Below are 18412 nucleotides of genomic sequence, written 5' to 3' on the forward strand. Positions count from 1 at the left end.
CGGGCAACCTGGGGGCGCCGAGCCTTCGGCCGGAACCTGGTACCACGGAACGGTCCTCTGGGGCCGCCTCGGTGGTTCATCGGAGGTGCGTCATGACGAACAATCCGCTCACTCCGAAGCAGCGCGAACGCATCCTGCGGGCCGCGACTTCGGCGCCGTCCAAGCACAACACCCAGCCGTGGTGGTTCCGCTGGGTCGGCGACGTCCGGGAGGTCCACGTCGACCCCGACCGCTCGCCGGCTCGCGGACCCGGGCGCGGACCCAGCTCGCCGACGTCGTCTCCGCCGCACGTCACGTCGAACCCGATGTCCGCATCGACCAGGACGTCGTCCGCGACTCCGCCGCACGCGCGTTGGTCGAGGCCTCGGAGAAGGCCGAACTGCTGGTGCTGGCCACACGTCAGCGTCCGCACAGCCCCGGAATGCACATCGGCACCACCACCCACGCGGTCCTGCACCGTACGCGTTGCCCGCTGCTCGTGATCCCCGTGGCCCCGAACGGCACGAACGCCCGGGCCGAAGGACCCTGACGCTTCGTCAGCGGCGCGGCGAGGATCCATGAAGGAGCAAATCCGAGCGATCCCAGAGGAGTCCGCGATGACCGAGCAGAACACGCCGAAGGCCCGGGGCCACGTCATCGTCGCCGTCGACGGCTCGCCGGCCGCCGAGAACGCGGTCGACTGGGCCGCGGACGAGGCCATGCTGCGAGGTGTCGACCTGGAGATCCTGCACGCCTGGGAGTGGAAGGCCTACGAGGCCAGCGACTGGTACGGACACCACCTGCACAACCAGGGCACCGAAGTCGTGCAGACCGCCGCCGAGCGGGCCCGGCGCCGCCGCCCCGACCTGCACGTGACCACCACCGTCGAGCACGGACAGGCCGAGGACGTCCTGACCGGGGCCACCGAGCGCGCCGGCCTGCTGGTCATGGGCAGCCGCGGCCGCGGCGGCTTCACCGGCATGCTGCTCGGCTCGGTCAGCCGCGCCGTCGCCACCGAGGCCCACTGCCCGACGCTGGTCGTACGGTCCGGCGAGGACGGCAGCGCGCAGCCGCCGTTCGACGAGGACTTCTTCCGCATCGACACACACCCCGTCCTGGTCGGCGTGTCCGGCGAATCGTGCCTGCCGGCCGTCGAAGCGGCCTTCGCCGAGGCTGCGGGCCGCAAGCAGCGCCTGCACGCGGTGCACGCCTGGTCGTTCCCGGACCTGCCGACTTACGGCGTCGCCGCACAGCCCGGGCCCACCGTCGAGGCCATCCGCACCTGCCAGCAGAACGGCGAGACGATCCTGTCCCGGACTCTGGGCGCGGTCCGCGACCAGCACAAGGACGTCGAGGTCAACGAGGACGTCGTCAACGACCGCCGCGCCCACGCCATGGTCGAGGCCTCCCGAGGCGCGTCGATGGTCGTCATCGCCACCCGCCACCGCGAGGGCCGGATCGGACGCCAGATCGGGCCCGTCACCCACGCACTGCTGCACCACGCCCACGCGCCCGTCCTGCTCATCCCCGTCGACTGACCCGCACCCTCCACCCCAGGATCCGAGGGAGGCTCCCGTGCAGCACCACCGCGTGGACGCGCTGATGACCACCGAGGTGGCCACCGTCCACACCGACACCCCGTTCAAGGAGATCGTCCGCGTCTTGGGCGAGCACCACGTCAGCGCCGTGCCTGTCCTGGACCAGGACAAGATCGTGGTCGGCGTCGTCTCCGAAGCCGACCTGCTGCGCAAGGAGGCCGACAGCGAAGGCCCCGCGCGCCTGCCGCTCAGCGTGCACACCCGACGCGGTGTGCGCGCCGCCCGTGGCAAGGCCGAAGGCGAGACCGCCGCCGACCTGATGAGCTCACCCGCCGTCACCATCGACCGGTCCGCCACCGTCGGCCAGGCCGCCCGCACGATGGAACAGCACGGCGTCAAGCGACTCCCGGTCACCGACCGCGGACGGCTGTGCGGGATCGTGAGCCGCTGCGACCTGTTGCGTGTGTTCCTGCAGCCCGACGACGTCATCCGCGTGGAGATCCTCGACGACGTGATCCGCCGCGATCTGTGGATCGACCCGGCTACCGTCACCGTCCGCGTCACCGAAGGTGTCGTCCATCTAGAAGGCGAGCTGGAGAACAAGACCCTGACCCGCATCCTGGTCCGCATGTGCCGGGGCGTCGACGGCGTCGTCCAGGTCCACGACCACCTCACCTACGCGGTCGACGACACGAAGATCAACCCCGCCGACATCCCCCGTCCCGGCCGACGGCTCTGACCCCGACCGCATCGCCGCCATATTCGCTGTCCCCCGAACGGCCCGCCTCCGGCGGGCCGTTCGGCATCGCGGCTCGATCCGGCGCGGGCCCAAACTCGCCCACTCGGGACGGCCGCGGCAGGGCGTCTCTCCCCAACCCCGCTGGCTGAACGGCCTTGTGCCGCGAGGGAAAGGCGACCGCCGACGCAACGGGCGCTATCCGTCCGGACGGCGGGTTCCGGCTTGCGGGCCGGAGGCGCGGAAGGCGCGTACCGCGGTGTCGACGTCGAGCCAGGCGGGTGCGTCGGCGAGCCGGCTGCGGGCGACCGCGTCGGCGGTGCCGTGGTGCACATGCGCCAACCAGAGGCGGACACCGCTGCGCCCGAGGTCGGTGCGCAGTCGGTCGAGCGCGTCCAGGGACGGCTGGTCGATGTGGAAGTTCGCGCCGAGGTCGAGCACCACGACCTGTGCGGGACCGCGTGCCGCAGCCTTGATCGCGGCGACCGTGTGGCGCGCGTTGCCGTAGAACAGCGCGCCGTTGGGACGGACGATCAGCAGCCCGGCAACCTCCTCCGCGGCCGGGTGCCGCACGACGTCGACGTACGCGTGGGTGCCCGGCAGCCGGCCCAGGCGCGCGACGCGCAGCCGGGTGGCCTCGCCGAGGAACAGCAGCAGCGAGAGCGCGGCGGACAGCAGCAGGCCGGGCAGCAGGCCGATCGTCACGACGCCGACCAGTGAGGTCGCGGCGACCGCGAGGTCGCGCCGGTCCCGGGGGAACGCGGACGGGGCGAGGAATCCGCGTACCGCGAACAGCACGATCGCGGCCAGCACGGGTTGCGGCAGCGAGGCGAGGAGCGGGGTGAGCGACGCGCCGACGACGAGGACGATGCCTGCGGCGAACATCGGCATCAGCCGGGTACGTGGGACCGCCTTCGCCGCCGCAGCGCTGACGGCCGGGTTGGCGGTCACGCCGAAGCCGCCGACCAGACCCGCGCCGATGTTGGCCAGGCCGAGCGCGGCCATCTCCCGACCGGGCTGCGGTCCGGCCGACGCCGGGTCCTCGTCGAGCCGTACCGCGAGGCTGAAGCCCACGGCGTACACGATCAGCGCCATGCCGGCCGCCCCGCCGCCCAGGGACACCCACGCGTCCCAGCCGACGTCGGGTGGCCGCAACGCCGGGTACGCGGCGGGCACGTCGCCGACCACGGCGATCCCGTGCCGCGCAAAGTGTCCGGCGGACGACGCCGCGGTGCCGAGGACCAGCACCAGCAACACGCCAGGGACGCGTGGCAGAAAGTAGTCCATGAGAATCAGCAGCGCGAGGGCCGTGAGCCCGACGGCGGCGCCGGCCACGCTCGCGTCCGGCAGCTCCGCCGCGACCCGCCAGGCCCGGCGCGGCGGTTCCCCGCCGCCCGCGTCGACACCTAGCAAGTGCGCGGTCTGACCGACGCCGACCACGAGTGCGAGGCCGGCCAGGAACCCGACGAGTGCCGCCGGTTCGAGGAAGTCGCCGACGAACCCCGCACCCGCCGCCCCGATCACCAGCAGGATCATCCCGGTGAGGACCGCCAGGGCGGCGGACAGCTGCACGATGGTCGCGGGGTCCGAAGACAGCGCGGAGACCGTCGCGCCCGAGAACACCGCCACTGCGGCCGTGGCACCGACGACAACCCGCCGCGAGGAGCCAAGCAGCGCGTAGACGACCAATGACACCGGTGCGGCGTACAGCGCGTGCTGCGGCGGCACACCGGCCGCGCCCGCATACGCGACGCACTCCGGCACGAAGATCGCGCACGCGGTGAGGGCGGCGAGCACGTCGGCACGCCACATTCCGGTCCCGTGCGCGGACGCGCCGGACCGGACGGGACGATCTCGAGCCGACATGGCGACAGCGTCCGGCGGGCCCCGGCCGCAGGTCAAGAGCCGAACGACCCACCGCGGGACGCCCGGTCGCGACGACGTCCCCACCGGTCCTGTGACCCGGAGCGGTGGGCCGTTCGGCCCGGGTGCGGCCCGCCGCGGTGCGGTCTTGTAGATGCAGAGCCCTGACTTGATGCGTGGAGGCGGGTCACATGACGACGACAGCCGGCGGCACGGCGGAAGCGACCCTGTCCGCCTGGTACGGGTTCAGTGGAACCGCGTGGCGCGACCGGATCGACGTGCGCGACTTCATCCAGGCCAACTACCTCCCGTATGAGGGGGACGGCGCCTTCCTGGAAGGTCCGACCGAGCGCACCCGCCGCGTCTGGGAGACGGTGGCCGCGCTGTACCCGGAGGAGCGCCGCAAGGGCGTCCTCGACGTGGACACCTCCACCCCGTCCACGATCACCTCGCACCGGCCGGGTTGGATCGACCGGGACCGCGAGCTGATCGTCGGCTTGCAGACCGACGCCCCGCTCAAGCGCGCGATCATGCCCAACGGCGGTATCCGCATGGTGGAGAACAGCCTTCAGGCCTACGGCTACAAGACCGACCCGTTCGTCAAGGCGGTGTTCGGCACCTACCGCAAGACCCACAACGACGGTGTGTTCGACGCCTACACCCCGGAGATGCTGCGCGCACGCAAGGCGGGGATCATCACCGGGCTCCCGGACGCCTACGGGCGGGGCCGGATCATCGGCGACTACCGGCGCGTCGCGCTGTACGGCGTGGACCGGCTGATCGAGGCCAAGCACGCCGACCGGGCCCGCCTGGACGCGCTGCCGTCCGACGAGCACGTCATCCGCGATCGGGAGGAACTCGCGGAGCAGATCCGGGCGTTGGGCGAGCTCAAGGAGATGGCGGCCGGCTACGGCGTCGACGTCTCCGGACCCGCGACGACCGCGCGCGAGGCGATCCAGTGGCTCTACCTCGGCTACCTCGCCGCCATCAAGGAGCAGAACGGCGCGGCCATGTCGCTCGGCCGCACCTCCACGTTCCTCGACATCTACCTCGAGCGCGACCTGCGCGACGAGCGCATCGACGAGGCCCGCGCCCAGGAACTGATCGACGACTTCGTCATCAAGCTGCGTGTGGTGCGGTTCCTGCGCACCCCCGAGTACGACGCGCTGTTCTCCGGGGACCCGACGTGGGTCACCGAGTCCGTCGGCGGGATCGGCGAGGACGCTCGTCCGCTGGTCACGCGTACCTCGTTCCGCCTGCTGCAGACCCTGCGCAACCTCGGCCCGGCGCCGGAGCCGAACATGACCGTGCTGTGGTCGCCGCGGCTGCCCGCCGCGTTCAAGGCGTTCTGCGCCCAGTTGTCGATCGACACCAGTTCGCTCCAGTACGAGTCGGACGAACTGCTCCGGTGCCACACCGGCGACGACACGGCGATCGCGTGCTGCGTCTCGGCGATGGCCGTGGGCAAGCAGATGCAGTTCTTCGGGGCGCGGGTCAACCTGGCCAAGGCGCTGCTGTACGCGGTCAACGGCGGACGCGACGAGGTCACCGGCGAGCAGATCGCCCCTCCCGCGCCGCCGCTGACCGGCGACTACCTGGACTACGGCGAACTGATGGCCGCCTACGACCGCGTGCTGGACTGGCTCGCCGCCACGTACATCGGCGCGCTCAATGTCATCCACTACATGCACGACAAGTACGCGTACGAGCGGCTGGAGATGGCGCTGCACGACCACCCGGTGCACCGCACGATGGCGTGCGGCGTCGCGGGCCTGGCGGTCGCCACCGACAGCCTCTCCGCAGTCCGGTACGCACGCGTCGCGGTGATCCGGGATACGTCGGGCCTCGCGGTCGACTACCGGGTCGAGGGCGAGTACCCGGCGTACGGCAACAACGACGACCGCGCGGACGCCATCGCCGTCGGCCTGGTGGAGTCGTTCATGGCGAAGCTGCGCCGCCACCCGGCCTACCGGGACGCCGAGCACACGCAGTCGGTCCTGACCATCACGTCCAACATCGTGTACGGCAAGCACACCGGCAACACCCCCGACGGCCGCCGCGCCGGCACCCCGTTCTCGCCCGGCGCCAACCCGATGAACGGCCGGGACCGGCACGGATTGGCGGCCTCCGCGCTGTCCGTCGCCAAGATCCCCTACGCGCAGGCCCGCGACGGCATCTCGCTGACCTCGACGGTCACCCCGGAAGGACTCGGCCACAACCCCGCCGAGCGGGCCGGCAACCTGGTCGGGATCCTCGACGGCTACTTCGCCGCCGGCGGCTTCCACATGAACGTCAACGTGCTCGACCGCACGACGCTCGAGGACGCCATGGCGCACCCGGACAAGTACCCCAGCCTCACGATCCGGGTCTCCGGCTACGCCGTCGACTTCGTGCGCCTGACCCGCGAGCAGCAACTCGACGTGATCAGCCGGACGTTCCACGAGTCGAGGTGAGCGCCGTGGCCCCGAACCCGGCGGCGGGCCCCGGGCCCGTACCTGTCGCGCTGACCGGACGCCGGCCACCCGGAGATACCGGCTACGTGCACTCGTGGGACCTGTCGACGGGCGTCGACGGGCCGGGCACCCGGTTCGTCCTGTTCACCAGCGGATGCCCGCTGCGCTGCCTGTACTGCGCCAACCCGGACACCCAGCGCATGCGCAACGGACACCGCACCACCGTCGACGAGGTGATGACGCGCATCGCCGGATTCCGGGACTTCGTCCGCACCGCGGGCGGTGGCGTGACCCTCAGCGGCGGAGAACCGCTGCTGCAACCGGAGTTCACCGCACACGTCCTGCGCCGCTGCAAGGAAGCCGGCCTGCACACCGCGCTGGACACCTCCGGCTTCCTCGGCGCGCGGGCGGACGACGCGCTGTTGGCCGACACCGACCTGGTGCTGCTGGACATCAAATCGTTCGACCCCGACGGCTACCGGAAGCTCACCGGCGGCGAACTGGCGCCCACCCTGGACTTCGCGCGACGCCTGGACGTCCTGGGCGTCCCGGTCTGGATCCGCTTCGTCCTGGTCCCCGGACTCACCGACAACGAGGCGATGATCGACCGCCTGGCGGCGTTCGTCGCGGGCCTGCGCAACGTCGACCACGTCGACGTCCTGCCGTTCCACAAACTCGGCGCGCCCAAGTACGCCGCCCTGGGCATCCCCTTCCCGCTCCACGACACCCCGGTGCCGGACGCCGCCCTCGTCGAACGGGTCCGCGCCCGGTTCCAGGCGGCCGGCCTGCGGTCCTACTGACCGCCGTCCGGGGCTCAGGGCGCAGGGCCGATCGGCCCTGTCGAGCCCCTCCGGCCGACGACGACGCTGAAGACGACCACGCTGGACCGGCACCCCGGCCGGCGGGCACCACGACGCCAAGGAGGCGGTTCGCCATGACGGTACGTGTGGGCATCAACGGATTCGGGCGCGTGGGACGCAACTACCTACGCGGCGTGCTGGAACGCGCGGCCCGGCAGCAGACCCAGATCGAGGTCGTCGCCATCAACGACATCGCGCCCGCCGCGACCCTCGCACACCTGCTCCAGTACGACTCCACCTACGGCGTCCTCCTCCACGAGGTGACCTCCGACGACCGCTCCATCACCGTCGCCGGCCGGCGGATCGCCGTGACCGCGCGCCGCGACCCCGCCGAACTCGCCTGGGGCGACGCGGGCGTCAGCGTCGTGGTCGAGTCCACCGGCCGCTTCCGGGCCCGCGAGGACGCCGCCCTGCACCTGAAGGCCGGCGCGTTCAAGGTCCTCGTCTCCGCACCGGGCAAGGACGTCGACGCGACCGTGGTGATGGGCGTGAACGAACAGGAGTACAGCCCGCTGCGACACCACGTGGTCTCCGCCGCGTCCTGCACCACCAACTGCGTCGTGCCGATGCTCAAGGTCCTGCACGACGAATTCGGCGTCCGCAACGGCCTGATGACCACGATCCACGGCTACACCAACGACCAGGCGCTGCTCGACGGCCCGCACAAGGACCTCCGCCGCGGCCGCTCCGCCGCCGTCAGCATCATCCCCACCAGCACCGGCGCCGCCCGCTCGGTGGGCTTGGTGCTGCCGGACCTGGACGGCGTCCTCGACGGCGTCGCGGTGCGCGTGCCCGTCCCGGACGGGTCGCTCACCGACCTGACCGTGGTTCTCGGCCGGGACTCCGACGCCGAGGAGATCAACGCCGCGTTCGCCCGCGCGGCCGAAGGCGACCTGCGGGGGATCCTCCGCGTGACCCACGCGCCGATCGTCTCCCGCGACGTCATCGGCGACCCCGCCTCCTGCGTCTTCGACGCGCCGCTGACCCAGGCCCGCGGCACGCTGGCCAAGGTCTTCGGCTGGTACGACAACGAGTGGGGCTACACCAACCGCCTGCTCGACCTCACCGAGTACGTCGCCGACCGGCTCTGAGCCGCGGCACACCCCCTGTCAGGACCGTGAGCCGCGCGCCGGCGAAGGAGACCCCCGATGAACGTGTACGTGAGCGATTTCGCCGACGGCTCCCGTGAGTTGGCTGACCTGCTCGGTGGCAAGGGCGCCAACCTCGCCGAGATGACCCGGCTCGGGCTGCCCGTGCCGCCCGGGTTCACCGTCACCACCGAGGCCTGCCGCGCGTTCCTGCGCACCGGCGCGGCACCCGAGGGCCTGGACGCGGAGATCGGCCGACACCTGACGGGTCTCGAAGTGGCGCTCGGCCGCCGGCTCGGCCAGACCGACGACCCGCTGCTGCTGTCCGTACGTTCCGGGGCCCGGTTCTCCATGCCCGGCATGATGGACACGATCCTCGACATCGGCCTCACCGACGACACCGTCGCCGGCCTGGCGAAGTCCACCGGCCGGGAACGGTTCGCGTGGGACTCGTACCGGCGGCTCGTCCAGATGTACGGAAGCACGGTGCTGGGCGTCCCCGCGGACGCGTTCGAGGGGGTGCTGCACCGGGTCAAGACCGAGCGCGCGGTCACCGACGACCTCGGGCTCGACGTCCGCGATCTGACGGCGATCGTCACCGAGTTCAAGGCGGTCATCCGGCAGGCCACCGGATCGGAGTTCCCCCAGGACCCGCACGAGCAACTGCGCCGCGCCGTCCTCGCGGTCTTCCAGTCCTGGAACGGCGAACGGGCCAAGGTCTACCGCCGCCGCGAGCGCATCCCGGAGGACCTCGGCACAGCGGTGAACATCCAGGCCATGGTGTACGGCAACCTCGGCCCCGACTCCGGCACCGGCGTCGCGTTCACCCGGGACCCGGCCACCGGCCGGGCCGGCGTCTACGGCGACTACCTGTCCGACGCGCAGGGCGAGGACGTGGTCGCCGGCATCCGCAACGCGCTCCCGCTCCAGGAGCTGGAGGCCCTCGACCCCACCTCCTACGGCAGGCTCCGCGCACACATGGCCCTCCTGGAGCGCCACTACCGCGACCTGTGCGACGTGGAGTTCACCATCGAACGCGGCCGCCTGTGGATCCTGCAGACCCGAGTCGGCAAACGCACGCCGGAGGCGGCGTTCCGGATCGCCGCCGACCTGGCCGAGGAAGGACTCATCACACAGGCCGAGGCGCTGGGACGGGTCAGCGGACCCCAACTGGACCAACTTCTGTTCCCGCGCTTCGCCACCGACGCCGACGACCGGCCCATCGCTCACGGCATCGCCGCCTCGCCCGGCGCGGCCGTCGGCGCGGTCGTCTTCGACAGCGCCGAGGCGGTACGCCGCGCCGCGACCGGCGAGGCCGTCGTGCTCGTGCGCAGCGAGACGAACCCCGACGACCTGGCCGGCATGATCGCCGCACGGGCCGTGCTCACCAGCCGCGGCGGCAAGACGAGCCACGCCGCGGTGGTCGCGCGCGGCATGGGCAAGGTGTGCGTGTGCGGCGCCGAAGAACTCGACGTCGACACCGAGAACCGCCGGTTCACCGGTCCGGGCGGGCTCGTCGTCGCCGAAGGGGACGTCGTCTCCGTCGACGGCACCAGCGGCGCCGTCCACCTCGGCGCGATCCCGCTACGCCCTTCCGAGGTGATGACCTACTTCGAGACCGGTGAACGTACCCCCGGCCTCGTCGACGCGGTGGCCCGCCTCATGGAACAGGCCGACGGCACCCGGCGCCTGGGCGTCCTGGCCAACGCCGACACCGCCGAGGACGCGGCGCGCGCCCGCAGGTTCGGCGCCCAGGGCATCGGCCTGTGCCGCACCGAGCACATGTTCCTCGGCGAACGGCGCGGCCTCGTCGAAGCCATGATCCTGGCCCGGACCGACGACGAACGCAGGTCCGCTCTGGACGCGCTCCTGCCCCTCCAGCGCGCGGACTTCACGGCGCTGCTCGCCGCGATGGACGGCCTGCCCGTGACCATCCGGCTCCTCGACCCGCCCCTGCACGAGTTCCTCGCCGACGGGCGGGAGTTGGCCGTGCGCATCGCCTCCGCGAGGGCTGCCGGGCAACGCCCCGACCCGCACGACGTCCGCCTCCTGGAGGCCGTCGACCGCATGCACGAGGAGAACCCGATGCTGGGCCTGCGCGGCGTCCGCCTCGGCCTCGCGGTCCCCGGCCTGTTCGCGATGCAGACCCGCGCCATCGCCGAGGCGACGGCCGCCCGACTGGCCGCCGGAGGCGACCCGCGAGCCGAGATCATGGTCCCGCTCATCGGCGCCGTCGAGGAACTGCGTCTGATCCGCGACGAGATCGAGCACGTGCTCGCCGACGTCTCCGAGACCTGCGGCATGCCGATCACCTGCCCCATCGGCACCATGATCGAACTGCCGCGCGCCGCGCTGACCGCCGACCGCGTCGCCGAGGCCGCCGACTTCTTCTCGTTCGGCACCAACGACCTCACCCAGACCACCTGGGGCTTGTCCCGCGACGACGCCGAGGCCTCCTTCTTCCCCCTCTACCTGGACCGCGGGATCTTCGCGGTCTCGCCCTTCACCAGCATCGACCGGGAAGGCGTCGGCCGACTCATCCGCCTGGCCGTCGATGACGGACGCGCCGCCCGTGCGGACCTCCGCATCGGCGTGTGCGGCGAACACGGCGGCGACCCGGCCTCCATCCACTTCTTCGACACCGTCGGCGTCGACTACGTCTCGTGCTCCCCGTTCCGCGTCCCGGCCGCCCGCCTGGAGGCGGCCCGGGCCGTCGCGCGTCAACGCCTCTGACCGTCGAGTCATGTCCCGACGTGTGACCGGTGACTGCCCTCACCATGGGGACGGGGCGGACTTGGTGCACTGGGGAGGAACCGACGGCGGGCGGAGGCGCACCTCGCGGTGCCCGCGGCGCTGGGGCGAGGTCCCCACCCCGCCGGGCCGAACGACCCTGTCCCGGCTGATCTTTTGGCAGGAGGCTCGACCTTCGAGACCGGGGCGGCGCCCCGCCCGAACCATCAACAGAGGAGAGCCCTCATGCCCACCCCCGCCATCGAACCGGACGCCCGTCCCGTCATCGTCGGCGTCGACGGCTCCGACTCCGCCCGGAACGCGGTCGACTGGGCCGCCGACGAGGCCGTCCTGCGCGGCACCACGCTGGAACTGCTCCACGCGTGGGAGCCCAAGTCCTTCGAGTCGCACGACTGGTACGGCGAACTCCTGCACGACGCCGGCGTCGACACGCTGCAGCGCCATGCCGTCCAGGCACGAGAACGCTGCCCGGGCCTCACCGTGACCACGAACATCGTCCACGAGAAGGACACCGACGCCCTGGACACCGCGTCCGAGCGCGCCGCGCTGCTGGTCGTCGGGCGCCGCGGCCTGGGCGGGTTCACCGGGTTGCTCATGGGCTCGGTCAGCCGGCACCTGGCCGGCCGAAGCCGCTGCCCGCTGCTGGTGGTTCCCGCGGACGAGCGCGGGGCGGGCACCGTCGACCCGTCCACCCCGGCGCGCAAGATCCTCGTCGGGATCGCCGATGCCACCTGCGAGCCGGCGGCGCGGGCCGCCTTCCAGGAGGCGGCGCGGCGTGGACTCGCCGTAAAGGCGATCACCACCTGGTCGCTGCCGCCGATTCCGGCGGCCGGGGGTTTCGTGGGCGCCGCAGTCCCGCTGCCCGACGACGTCTATCGCTCGATCCAACGCGCCGCCGAGAAGTCCCTCGCGGACGTCCTCGCGCCGCTGCGCGCCGAGTTCCCGAACGTGGCGGCGACCGGCACAGTGGTCAGCGGTCCGGCGGGGCAGATCCTCGTGGACGCTTCCGAGGAAGCCGAGATCACCGTCGTGGCCGCCCACCGCCGCGCCCACAACATCGGCAGGACCATCGGGTCGTCGGCGTACGCGGTCCTGCACCACGCCCATTCCCCGGTGCTGCTGGTTCCGGTGGACTGACCGGCACCGCGGTGGCGCCTCCGAACGCCCGGCCCCGCTCGGGGCATCGGGCGTTCGGCGTCGGCGGCGCGAGAGAGCACGCGAGGGGTGGGTCAAGGCGGCCGGAGCTCCATCGGCGACACGCCCCGACTGCGAGACAGCCGTCAGCCGCACCGCGCTCGCCGAGGCGTCGAGCCGGGGCAAGCCGCTGCGGGCCCTGTACGCCTGGTCGTTCCCCGATCTGCCGGTCCTCAGCGCCGTCCCCGCGGGCCCGAACGCCGAGGCGGTCCGCACCTGCCGGCGCGTCACCCACGCCCTGCTGCACCACGCGCACGCGCCCGTCCTGCTCATCCCCGTGTCACCCACGCCTGAACCCCGCCGTCCGCCGGCCCGCTCCTGCCGCCGAGGAGGCTGCCGTGCAGCCCCACCGTGTCGAAGTGCCCATGGCCACCCCGGTGGTCACGCTCCAGACCGCCACCCCTTTCAAGGAGATCGTGCGCGTCATGCGCGAACACTCCGTCAGCGCCGTCCCCGTGCGACTCACGCCGACGAAGCCGGAAGGGGCTCTGCATCGGACGCGGTCTACCTCCGGGCGACCGCTGTCCGGCCGAGGCCGGAGCGCAGGAGCGGACGGGCGGCACGCGCAAGGTGTTCGGTCCAGAGCACCGAGGAGGCGGTGGCCAGACACAGGCCCCACTGTGTGGGGTTCAGCGGAACGGTGTCGAAGACCGTACGTGCCCCGGGCACTTGGACGGCCACGATCTGCAGGACGAGAACGGCCGCCAGGCACAGCCACAGGGTCCCGTTGCGGAACTGGTGGCGTCCCAGGACCGGGCCGTCCTCCGACCGGGCGTTGAGGGCGTTGAACAGTTGGAACAACACGAACGTGGTGAACGCCATGGTCGCCGCGACGGCCGTGCCGCTGGTGTGGCGGGCGGCGGCGAAGAGCGTGACGGTGCCGGCGGCCATGACCGCACCGGTGCGCGCGATGGAGGCCAATCGGTGGACGGCGAGAATCCGTTCACCGGTGGCACGGGGTGGACGGTCCATGACGTTGTCACGCGCGGGGTCGACGCCGAGGGCCATCGCGGGCGGCCCGTCCATGATGATGTTGATCCAGAGCAGTTGGATGGCCGAGAGCGGGGCGGGCAGCCCCATGAGCGAGGTCCCGAGCAGCGCGAGGATCGCTCCGATGTTGGTGGACAGTTGGAAGCGGACGAAGGTGACGATGTTGTCGTAGATGGCGCGGCCTTCGCGGACGGCGTGCACGATGGTCGAGAAGTCGTCGTCGGTCAGGATCATGTCGGCGGCTTCCTTGGCGACGTCGGTGCCGGTGGCGCCCATCGCCACGCCGATGTGTGCGGCGCGCAGGGCGGCCGCGTCGTTGACGCCGTCCCCGGTCATGGCGACGATGTGGCCCTTGGCGGACAGAGCCTGCACGATGGCGACCTTGTGTTCCGGCGCCACCCGGGCGAAGACGCCGATCCGGTCGATACGCGCGGCGAGTTCCTCGGCGGGCATCCGGGCGAGTTCCGGGCCGGTGACGATGTCGCCGGTGATGGCGAGTTCGCGGGCGATGGCCGCGGCGGTGTCGGCATGGTCGCCGGTGACCATCTTGACGGCGATACCCGCCCGGCGGCACAGGGCCACCGCGTCGCGGGCCTCGGGCCGGGGTGGGTCGGCGATCCCCGCGATCGACACCAGGGTCAGCCCGGTCAACTCCGCTCCGGTAGGCGGGTGTTCCATGACGGCGGTGGCCGCGCCCAGGACGCGCAGCCCCTGGCGGCCCATCCGGGACGCGGCAGCGGTGACCTCCCCAATCCAGTGCTGGTCCAGGTCGGCGGTGCCGTGCGCGGTGAGGATCCGGGTGCAGCGGTCCAGCAGTACGTCGACGGCGCCTTTGACGTGGACGCGGGTTCGGCCGTCGGGCTCGGTGTGGAAGGTCGCCATGTACTTGGCGGCCGGTTCGAAGGGCACCTCACCCGTGCGCGGCCGCTCACGGCGCAGGCTCTCAAGGTCCGCGCCGGCCTTCGTCGCGAGCACCAGCAAGGCGGCCTCGGTCGGGTCCCCGATCATTCCGTCGTCCGCCAGCCGCGCGTCGTTGCACAAGGCGAACGGCACAATCGCTTCGCGTAGTTCGCCGGTGCCCGGATCGCCGCCGTCGGCCCGGACTGTACCCGCGGTCCCGTAGCCTTCGCCGCTCACCTCATACAGCCGTCCGGCCGACCACAGGGCCCGCGCGGTCATCTCGTTCAGGGTCAGCGTGCCGGTCTTGTCAGTGCACACCACGGTCGCCGAACCGAGTGCCTCCACCGAAGCCAGCCGCTTGACGATCGCGCCCCGACGCGCCATGCGATGCATCCCGAGCGCGAGGGTCAGGGTCACCACGGCGGGCAGCCCCTCCGGGACAGCCGCGACCGCCAGTGCCACCGCTCGCAGGGCGAGCTCCGCCGGCGCCTCACCCCTGATCAGGGCGACGGCCGCGTACGCGATCACCGCGACCCCGCTCACCAGGGCGAGCCGACGGCCGAGGCTGCCCATCTGTACCTGCAGCGGACTGGCCGGCTCAGCGCCGGTACGCAGTGCCTCGGCGATGGCCCCGACCTCGGTGTGCATGCCGGTGGCCGTGACGGCCATCTCGGCCCGTCCCCGGGTCAGGGCCGTGTTCATGAACAGCATGCTGGTCCGGTCGGCAAGGGCCACCGGCTCCTGCCCGTCCGGGACCACCGGCTCCACGCCCTTGGCGATGGACCGCGATTCGCCGGTCAAGGCCGCTTCCCCGACCGAGACCGCCTCGGCGACCATCAGGCGGCCGTCGGCCGGCACCCGGTCGCCGGGCTCCAACAGGACCATGTCGCCGGGCACCAGCGACTCGGCCGGCACCATGTGCACCTCGCCGGAGCGGCGGACCCGCGCAGTGGACACCATCATCCGGCGCAGTGCCTCCAGGCTCCGCTCGGCACGGCGTTCCTGGAGGTATCCGATGACGGCGTTGATCGTCAGGACGACGGAGATCACGATCGAGTCCCTGACATCCCCGATGATCCCGGCGACGACCGCGGCGACGAGCAGGATGGCGATCAGCCAACTGCGGAACTGGTCGAGGACACGCAGCCACTGCGGCCGACGGGGCGGCTCAGCCAGTCGGTTCGGCCCGCAGTCCGCCGTCCGCCGCTCCACCTCGGCCAGGCCCAAGCCCGCTGCCGGATCGACGCCGAGTAGCCCGGCCACCTCAGCGGCCTGCCGACGATAGGCGTCTTCGAGGCGGAAGGGCGAAACCTCGTCAGGCGGCCGACCCGGAGCCGTCGCCGGAACAGCCTGAGAGGTCGCTTCGTGCGATATGCGCATGGCGTCGTCCTCGGTGGGTCGGCCCTGAAGCCGGTCGGCGATCCGCTCCGGGCGGCCACCGGCTCTGAACAGATGAGGCACCTATCCACCTCGTCCGACCCAGCGTCCACATGATCGAGCCCCGGGTGCAGGGCCGTTCGGCCCTCACCGTTGCCGACACATGTCGGCGGTAGCGCACGCCGGGCAGCAACCGTCGGGCGGCCGCCCGCACCTGCCCGTAGCTCATCTGCGGGTCGGCGACCGGCATACCCTGCGGAGCACGCGCGCGACGCAGCACCTTCGTGATCCGCACGATCGGGGCAGCCGCGATAGACGCCGCCCACTCCCTCACACTCGCCTCGCGGGCCACACCGACCACCACCAGCGTGCCGCCGGGTCTCAGCAGTTCACGCATGCGGACGAGGGCGGCCTCGAAGTCCATGTGATGGATCGTGGTCACCGAGCAGATGAAGTCGTGCTCCACGCCGGGTAGTTCCGCGTCGAGGAAGTCTCCCTCGACGAAGGTGAGTTGCGGGTGGTCGGCAGCGGACTCACGTGCGCGGGCGATCATGCCCGGGTACCGGGCAACGTTGGTGTTCAGTACGGCTCTGCGGCGGGCCGGCGCATCGGGTCATCGTAGGCGGAGGTCATGGCCTGCCGACTGCACGCCGGCGGATTCGCCGTCCCTTGGGGAGTCGTGATCGCGGGGATGGGGAACTACATAACGCTGCTCATGCGGATCGTGCGGGGAATGCGGCGGCAGGCGCACGAGTCGGATCTCGCGGCCTGCCGCACCGGGTCGTTCGGCCCCTGTGCGGCGCGGGCCGGAGAGGCAGTCTGAACGTGGAACGCGGACACACGACCAAGTGTCAGGAGCGCACCATGTCCGGCAGTCTTCGCTTCGCGAACTCCCCCAGCCACGCCGTCCAACCGGCGCCCGATGTGCACGCACTCGAGCTTGCCGGAATTGCTGGGGAGTTCCCGTCGCCGCAGGCCGGCCCCATCGTCGTCGGCGTCGACGGCTCCGCCTCCGACGACGTGGTGGTCGCCTGGGCTGCCCGCGAAGCCGCCCTGCGGCACTGCGAATTGCTGATCGTCCACGCTTGGCAGTCCGACGGCGTCGGCCGGGCACCGTATGCCCCGCCGTGCGACGTCGGCCACGACAAGGTCCGCGCGGACGAGGCTCGCGACGTGCTGGTCACTGCCGTGAACGCCGCACTCGCGGTAGCGCCCGGCATCGACGTGCGCACCATGGCCGTCGCCGGCCGTCCGGCCCCCACGCTGCTCGACGCCGCGAAGCACGCCTCCATGCTGGTCCTCGGCCGCAACCGGCGTACAGACGCCGCGCAGCCGACCCTGGGGCCGGTGGCACGCGCGTGCCTGCGGCAAGCGTCCTGCCCGGTCACCACCATCACCCCGGGCTACGCCTTCCGGCGATCCATCACCCCCGCGGCCCCGTAGGGCCGTTCCGAGAACACCCTGGCCGGCTCGCATCCCCCGAGCGACCGGCCAGGGCCCCGGTCTCCCGCGGCCACCCCATCATTCTCCGCCGCGGCTCGAGGCGTACGGCGCCTGCCAGACGGCCCCTGGAGGCACGTCCCGGACGTACTCAGCAGTGCGCAGCGGGAGCACCCGCAGGGCCTAACGGCCTGTCCCGGACAGGGCCGAACGGCAGGCCCCGCCAGGCCGGCGGCCTCTGATCGGCGGACTCGCCGCGGGGCGAAGCTCGTCGCCGACGCGGCGGCCGCCTGACGGATTGCCGCGCGGCGCAGGCAAACGCCCCGCGCCGCCAACGCAATCGAGGAGGACGACGTGAGCCAGACCACGGACAGGCCGCCGACGTCGGCAAGCGGCGCGCCCGCGCCGGGCAACCCGGCACCGGACGATGCGAGCATGGGGCTGGCGCAGGCCACCGCCCTGGTCATCGGCGGTGTCATCGGAACCGGCATCTTCCTGCTGCCGGCCACCCTCGCCAAGTACGGCACGGTCTCGATCCTGGCCTTCGGGCTCGTGTCGGTCGGCGCGATCCTCATCGCGATGATCTTCGGGAAGCTCGGGGCCCGCATCCCGGCGTCCGGCGGCCCGTACGCCTACGCCCGCGACGCGTTCGGCGAGTTCCCCGGCTTCCTGACCGCGTGGTCCTTCTGGCTGTCCGCTTGGATCGGCAACGCCGGCATCGCGGTCGCCTGGGTCGGCTACGTCAACTACTTCCTGCACTGGGACTCGACGATCGGCAAGATCGTCATCGCCTTCGTGGGCCTGGTCGTGCCGGCCTTGGTGAACCTCTCCGGCGTCAAGAACATGGGCGCCTTCCAGCTCGTGACCACGGTGCTGAAGTTCGCCCCGCTGCTGTTCGTCTCGGTCATCGGCCTGTTCTTCCTCAAGGGCGCGAACTTCGGGCCGTTCAACGCGAGCGGAGACGATTTCCTCGGTGCGCTGCAGACCTCGGCCGCTCTGGTGGTGTTCGCCTATTCCGGCATCGAGTCGGTCTCGGTGGCGGCGGAGAAGGTGCGCAATCCCGCGAAGAACATAGGCCGCGCCTCGGTGTACGGAACACTGGCGTGCGCCGCGGTCTACATGCTGTCGACCGTCGCCATCATGGGCAACGTCCCGCACGACCAGCTGGTCGACTCCACCGCGCCGTTCTCCGACGCGCTCAACAACATGTTCGGCGGCAGCGCGTGGGGCGGCGTGATGGCCG

13 protein-coding genes are annotated in these 18412 nt (G+C 71.9%); 10 read left to right on the plus strand and 3 right to left on the minus strand.

The genetic code is table 11. From position 1 onward, the window contains the following. Nucleotides 1-178 precede the first annotated feature (178 nt). From QI554_RS25630 to QI554_RS25640, 3 genes are all read left to right on the plus strand, one after another. Nucleotides 179-529: a universal stress protein gene (locus QI554_RS25630; protein WP_281472719.1), complete on the plus strand. Its 351-nt coding sequence runs from the start codon at nt 179-181 to the stop codon at nt 527-529. Between the two features lie 67 nt (nt 530-596). Continuing rightward, on the plus strand, nt 597-1517 hold the full coding sequence (locus QI554_RS25635) for a universal stress protein (protein WP_281472721.1): 921 nt from the start codon (nt 597-599) through the stop codon (nt 1515-1517). 37 nt (nt 1518-1554) lie between these two features. After that, the gene (locus QI554_RS25640; RefSeq protein WP_281472723.1) at nt 1555-2256 is read left to right on the plus strand and encodes a CBS domain-containing protein; all 702 of its coding nucleotides are present in this window, start codon (nt 1555-1557) and stop codon (nt 2254-2256) included. A 195-nt stretch (nt 2257-2451) separates the two neighbouring features. Here QI554_RS25640 and QI554_RS25645 read toward each other — a convergent pair whose 3' ends face one another. Further along, complete coding sequence (locus QI554_RS25645) at nt 2452-4119, minus strand: SulP family inorganic anion transporter (RefSeq protein ID WP_281472725.1); 1668 nt, start codon at nt 4117-4119, stop codon at nt 2452-2454. A 188-nt stretch (nt 4120-4307) separates the two neighbouring features. Between QI554_RS25645 and pflB the strand changes: the two genes are divergently transcribed. The 5 genes from pflB to QI554_RS25670 all read left to right on the plus strand — a co-directional run bounded on the left by pflB (nt 4308) and on the right by QI554_RS25670 (nt 12405). Continuing rightward, nucleotides 4308-6569, plus strand: coding sequence for a formate C-acetyltransferase (pflB, locus tag QI554_RS25650; RefSeq protein WP_281472727.1), 2262 nt, complete (start codon nt 4308-4310; stop codon nt 6567-6569). Between the two features lie 50 nt (nt 6570-6619). Further along, on the plus strand, nt 6620-7369 hold the full coding sequence (gene pflA, locus QI554_RS25655) for a pyruvate formate-lyase-activating protein (RefSeq protein WP_281472753.1): 750 nt from the start codon (nt 6620-6622) through the stop codon (nt 7367-7369). A gap of 134 nt (nt 7370-7503) precedes the next feature. Further along, the gene (gap, locus tag QI554_RS25660; RefSeq protein WP_281472728.1) at nt 7504-8520 is read left to right on the plus strand and encodes a type I glyceraldehyde-3-phosphate dehydrogenase; all 1017 of its coding nucleotides are present in this window, start codon (nt 7504-7506) and stop codon (nt 8518-8520) included. Nucleotides 8521-8577: 57 nt separating this feature from the next. Next, complete coding sequence (gene ppdK, locus QI554_RS25665; RefSeq protein WP_281472729.1) at nt 8578-11250, plus strand: pyruvate, phosphate dikinase; 2673 nt, start codon at nt 8578-8580, stop codon at nt 11248-11250. 243 nt (nt 11251-11493) lie between these two features. After that, on the plus strand, nt 11494-12405 hold the full coding sequence (locus QI554_RS25670) for a universal stress protein (protein WP_281472730.1): 912 nt from the start codon (nt 11494-11496) through the stop codon (nt 12403-12405). 561 nt (nt 12406-12966) lie between these two features. On the opposite strand, the gene QI554_RS25675 is transcribed toward QI554_RS25670, so the two are convergent. Together QI554_RS25675 and QI554_RS25680 are read right to left on the minus strand one after the other, a co-directional pair. Beyond that, a complete protein-coding gene (locus QI554_RS25675) occupies nt 12967-15615 on the minus strand; it encodes a cation-translocating P-type ATPase (RefSeq protein ID WP_281472731.1) in 2649 nt (882 codons plus the stop codon). Between the two features lie 52 nt (nt 15616-15667). Continuing rightward, entirely contained in the window at nt 15668-16282 is a 615-nt protein-coding gene (locus QI554_RS25680) for a class I SAM-dependent methyltransferase (RefSeq protein ID WP_281472732.1), read from the minus strand. A gap of 311 nt (nt 16283-16593) precedes the next feature. Here QI554_RS25680 and QI554_RS25685 point away from each other — a divergent pair, with 311 nt between their 5' ends. Next, nucleotides 16594-17172 (plus strand): universal stress protein, encoded by a 579-nt coding sequence (locus QI554_RS25685; RefSeq protein ID WP_281472734.1) that lies wholly within the window; start codon nt 16594-16596, stop codon nt 17170-17172. A gap of 351 nt (nt 17173-17523) precedes the next feature. Then, nucleotides 17524-18412: amino acid permease (locus tag QI554_RS25690; protein WP_281472737.1), on the plus strand; the 889-nt coding region annotated here is incomplete at its 3' end.

The sequence above is a fragment of the Yinghuangia seranimata genome, from assembly GCF_029953285.1.
Classification (GTDB): Bacteria; Actinomycetota; Actinomycetes; order Streptomycetales; family Streptomycetaceae; genus Yinghuangia; species Yinghuangia seranimata.

Bases quoted from the DNA above. Each gene is read 5' to 3' on its own strand.
- gap (WP_281472728.1), top strand. From the start codon at position 7,504: ATGACGGTACGTGTGGGCATCAACGGATTCGGGCGCGTGGGACGCAAC.
- pflB (WP_281472727.1), top strand. From the start codon at position 4,308: ATGACGACGACAGCCGGCGGCACGGCGGAAGCGACCCTGTCCGCCTGG.
- QI554_RS25670 (WP_281472730.1), top strand. From the start codon at position 11,494: ATGCCCACCCCCGCCATCGAACCGGACGCCCGTCCCGTCATCGTCGGC.
- QI554_RS25635 (WP_281472721.1), top strand. From the start codon at position 597: ATGACCGAGCAGAACACGCCGAAGGCCCGGGGCCACGTCATCGTCGCC.
- QI554_RS25685 (WP_281472734.1), top strand. From the start codon at position 16,594: ATGTCCGGCAGTCTTCGCTTCGCGAACTCCCCCAGCCACGCCGTCCAA.
- QI554_RS25680 (WP_281472732.1), bottom strand. From the start codon at position 16,282: ATGATCGCCCGCGCACGTGAGTCCGCTGCCGACCACCCGCAACTCACC.
- QI554_RS25645 (WP_281472725.1), bottom strand. From the start codon at position 4,119: ATGTCGGCTCGAGATCGTCCCGTCCGGTCCGGCGCGTCCGCGCACGGG.
- ppdK (WP_281472729.1), top strand. From the start codon at position 8,578: ATGAACGTGTACGTGAGCGATTTCGCCGACGGCTCCCGTGAGTTGGCT.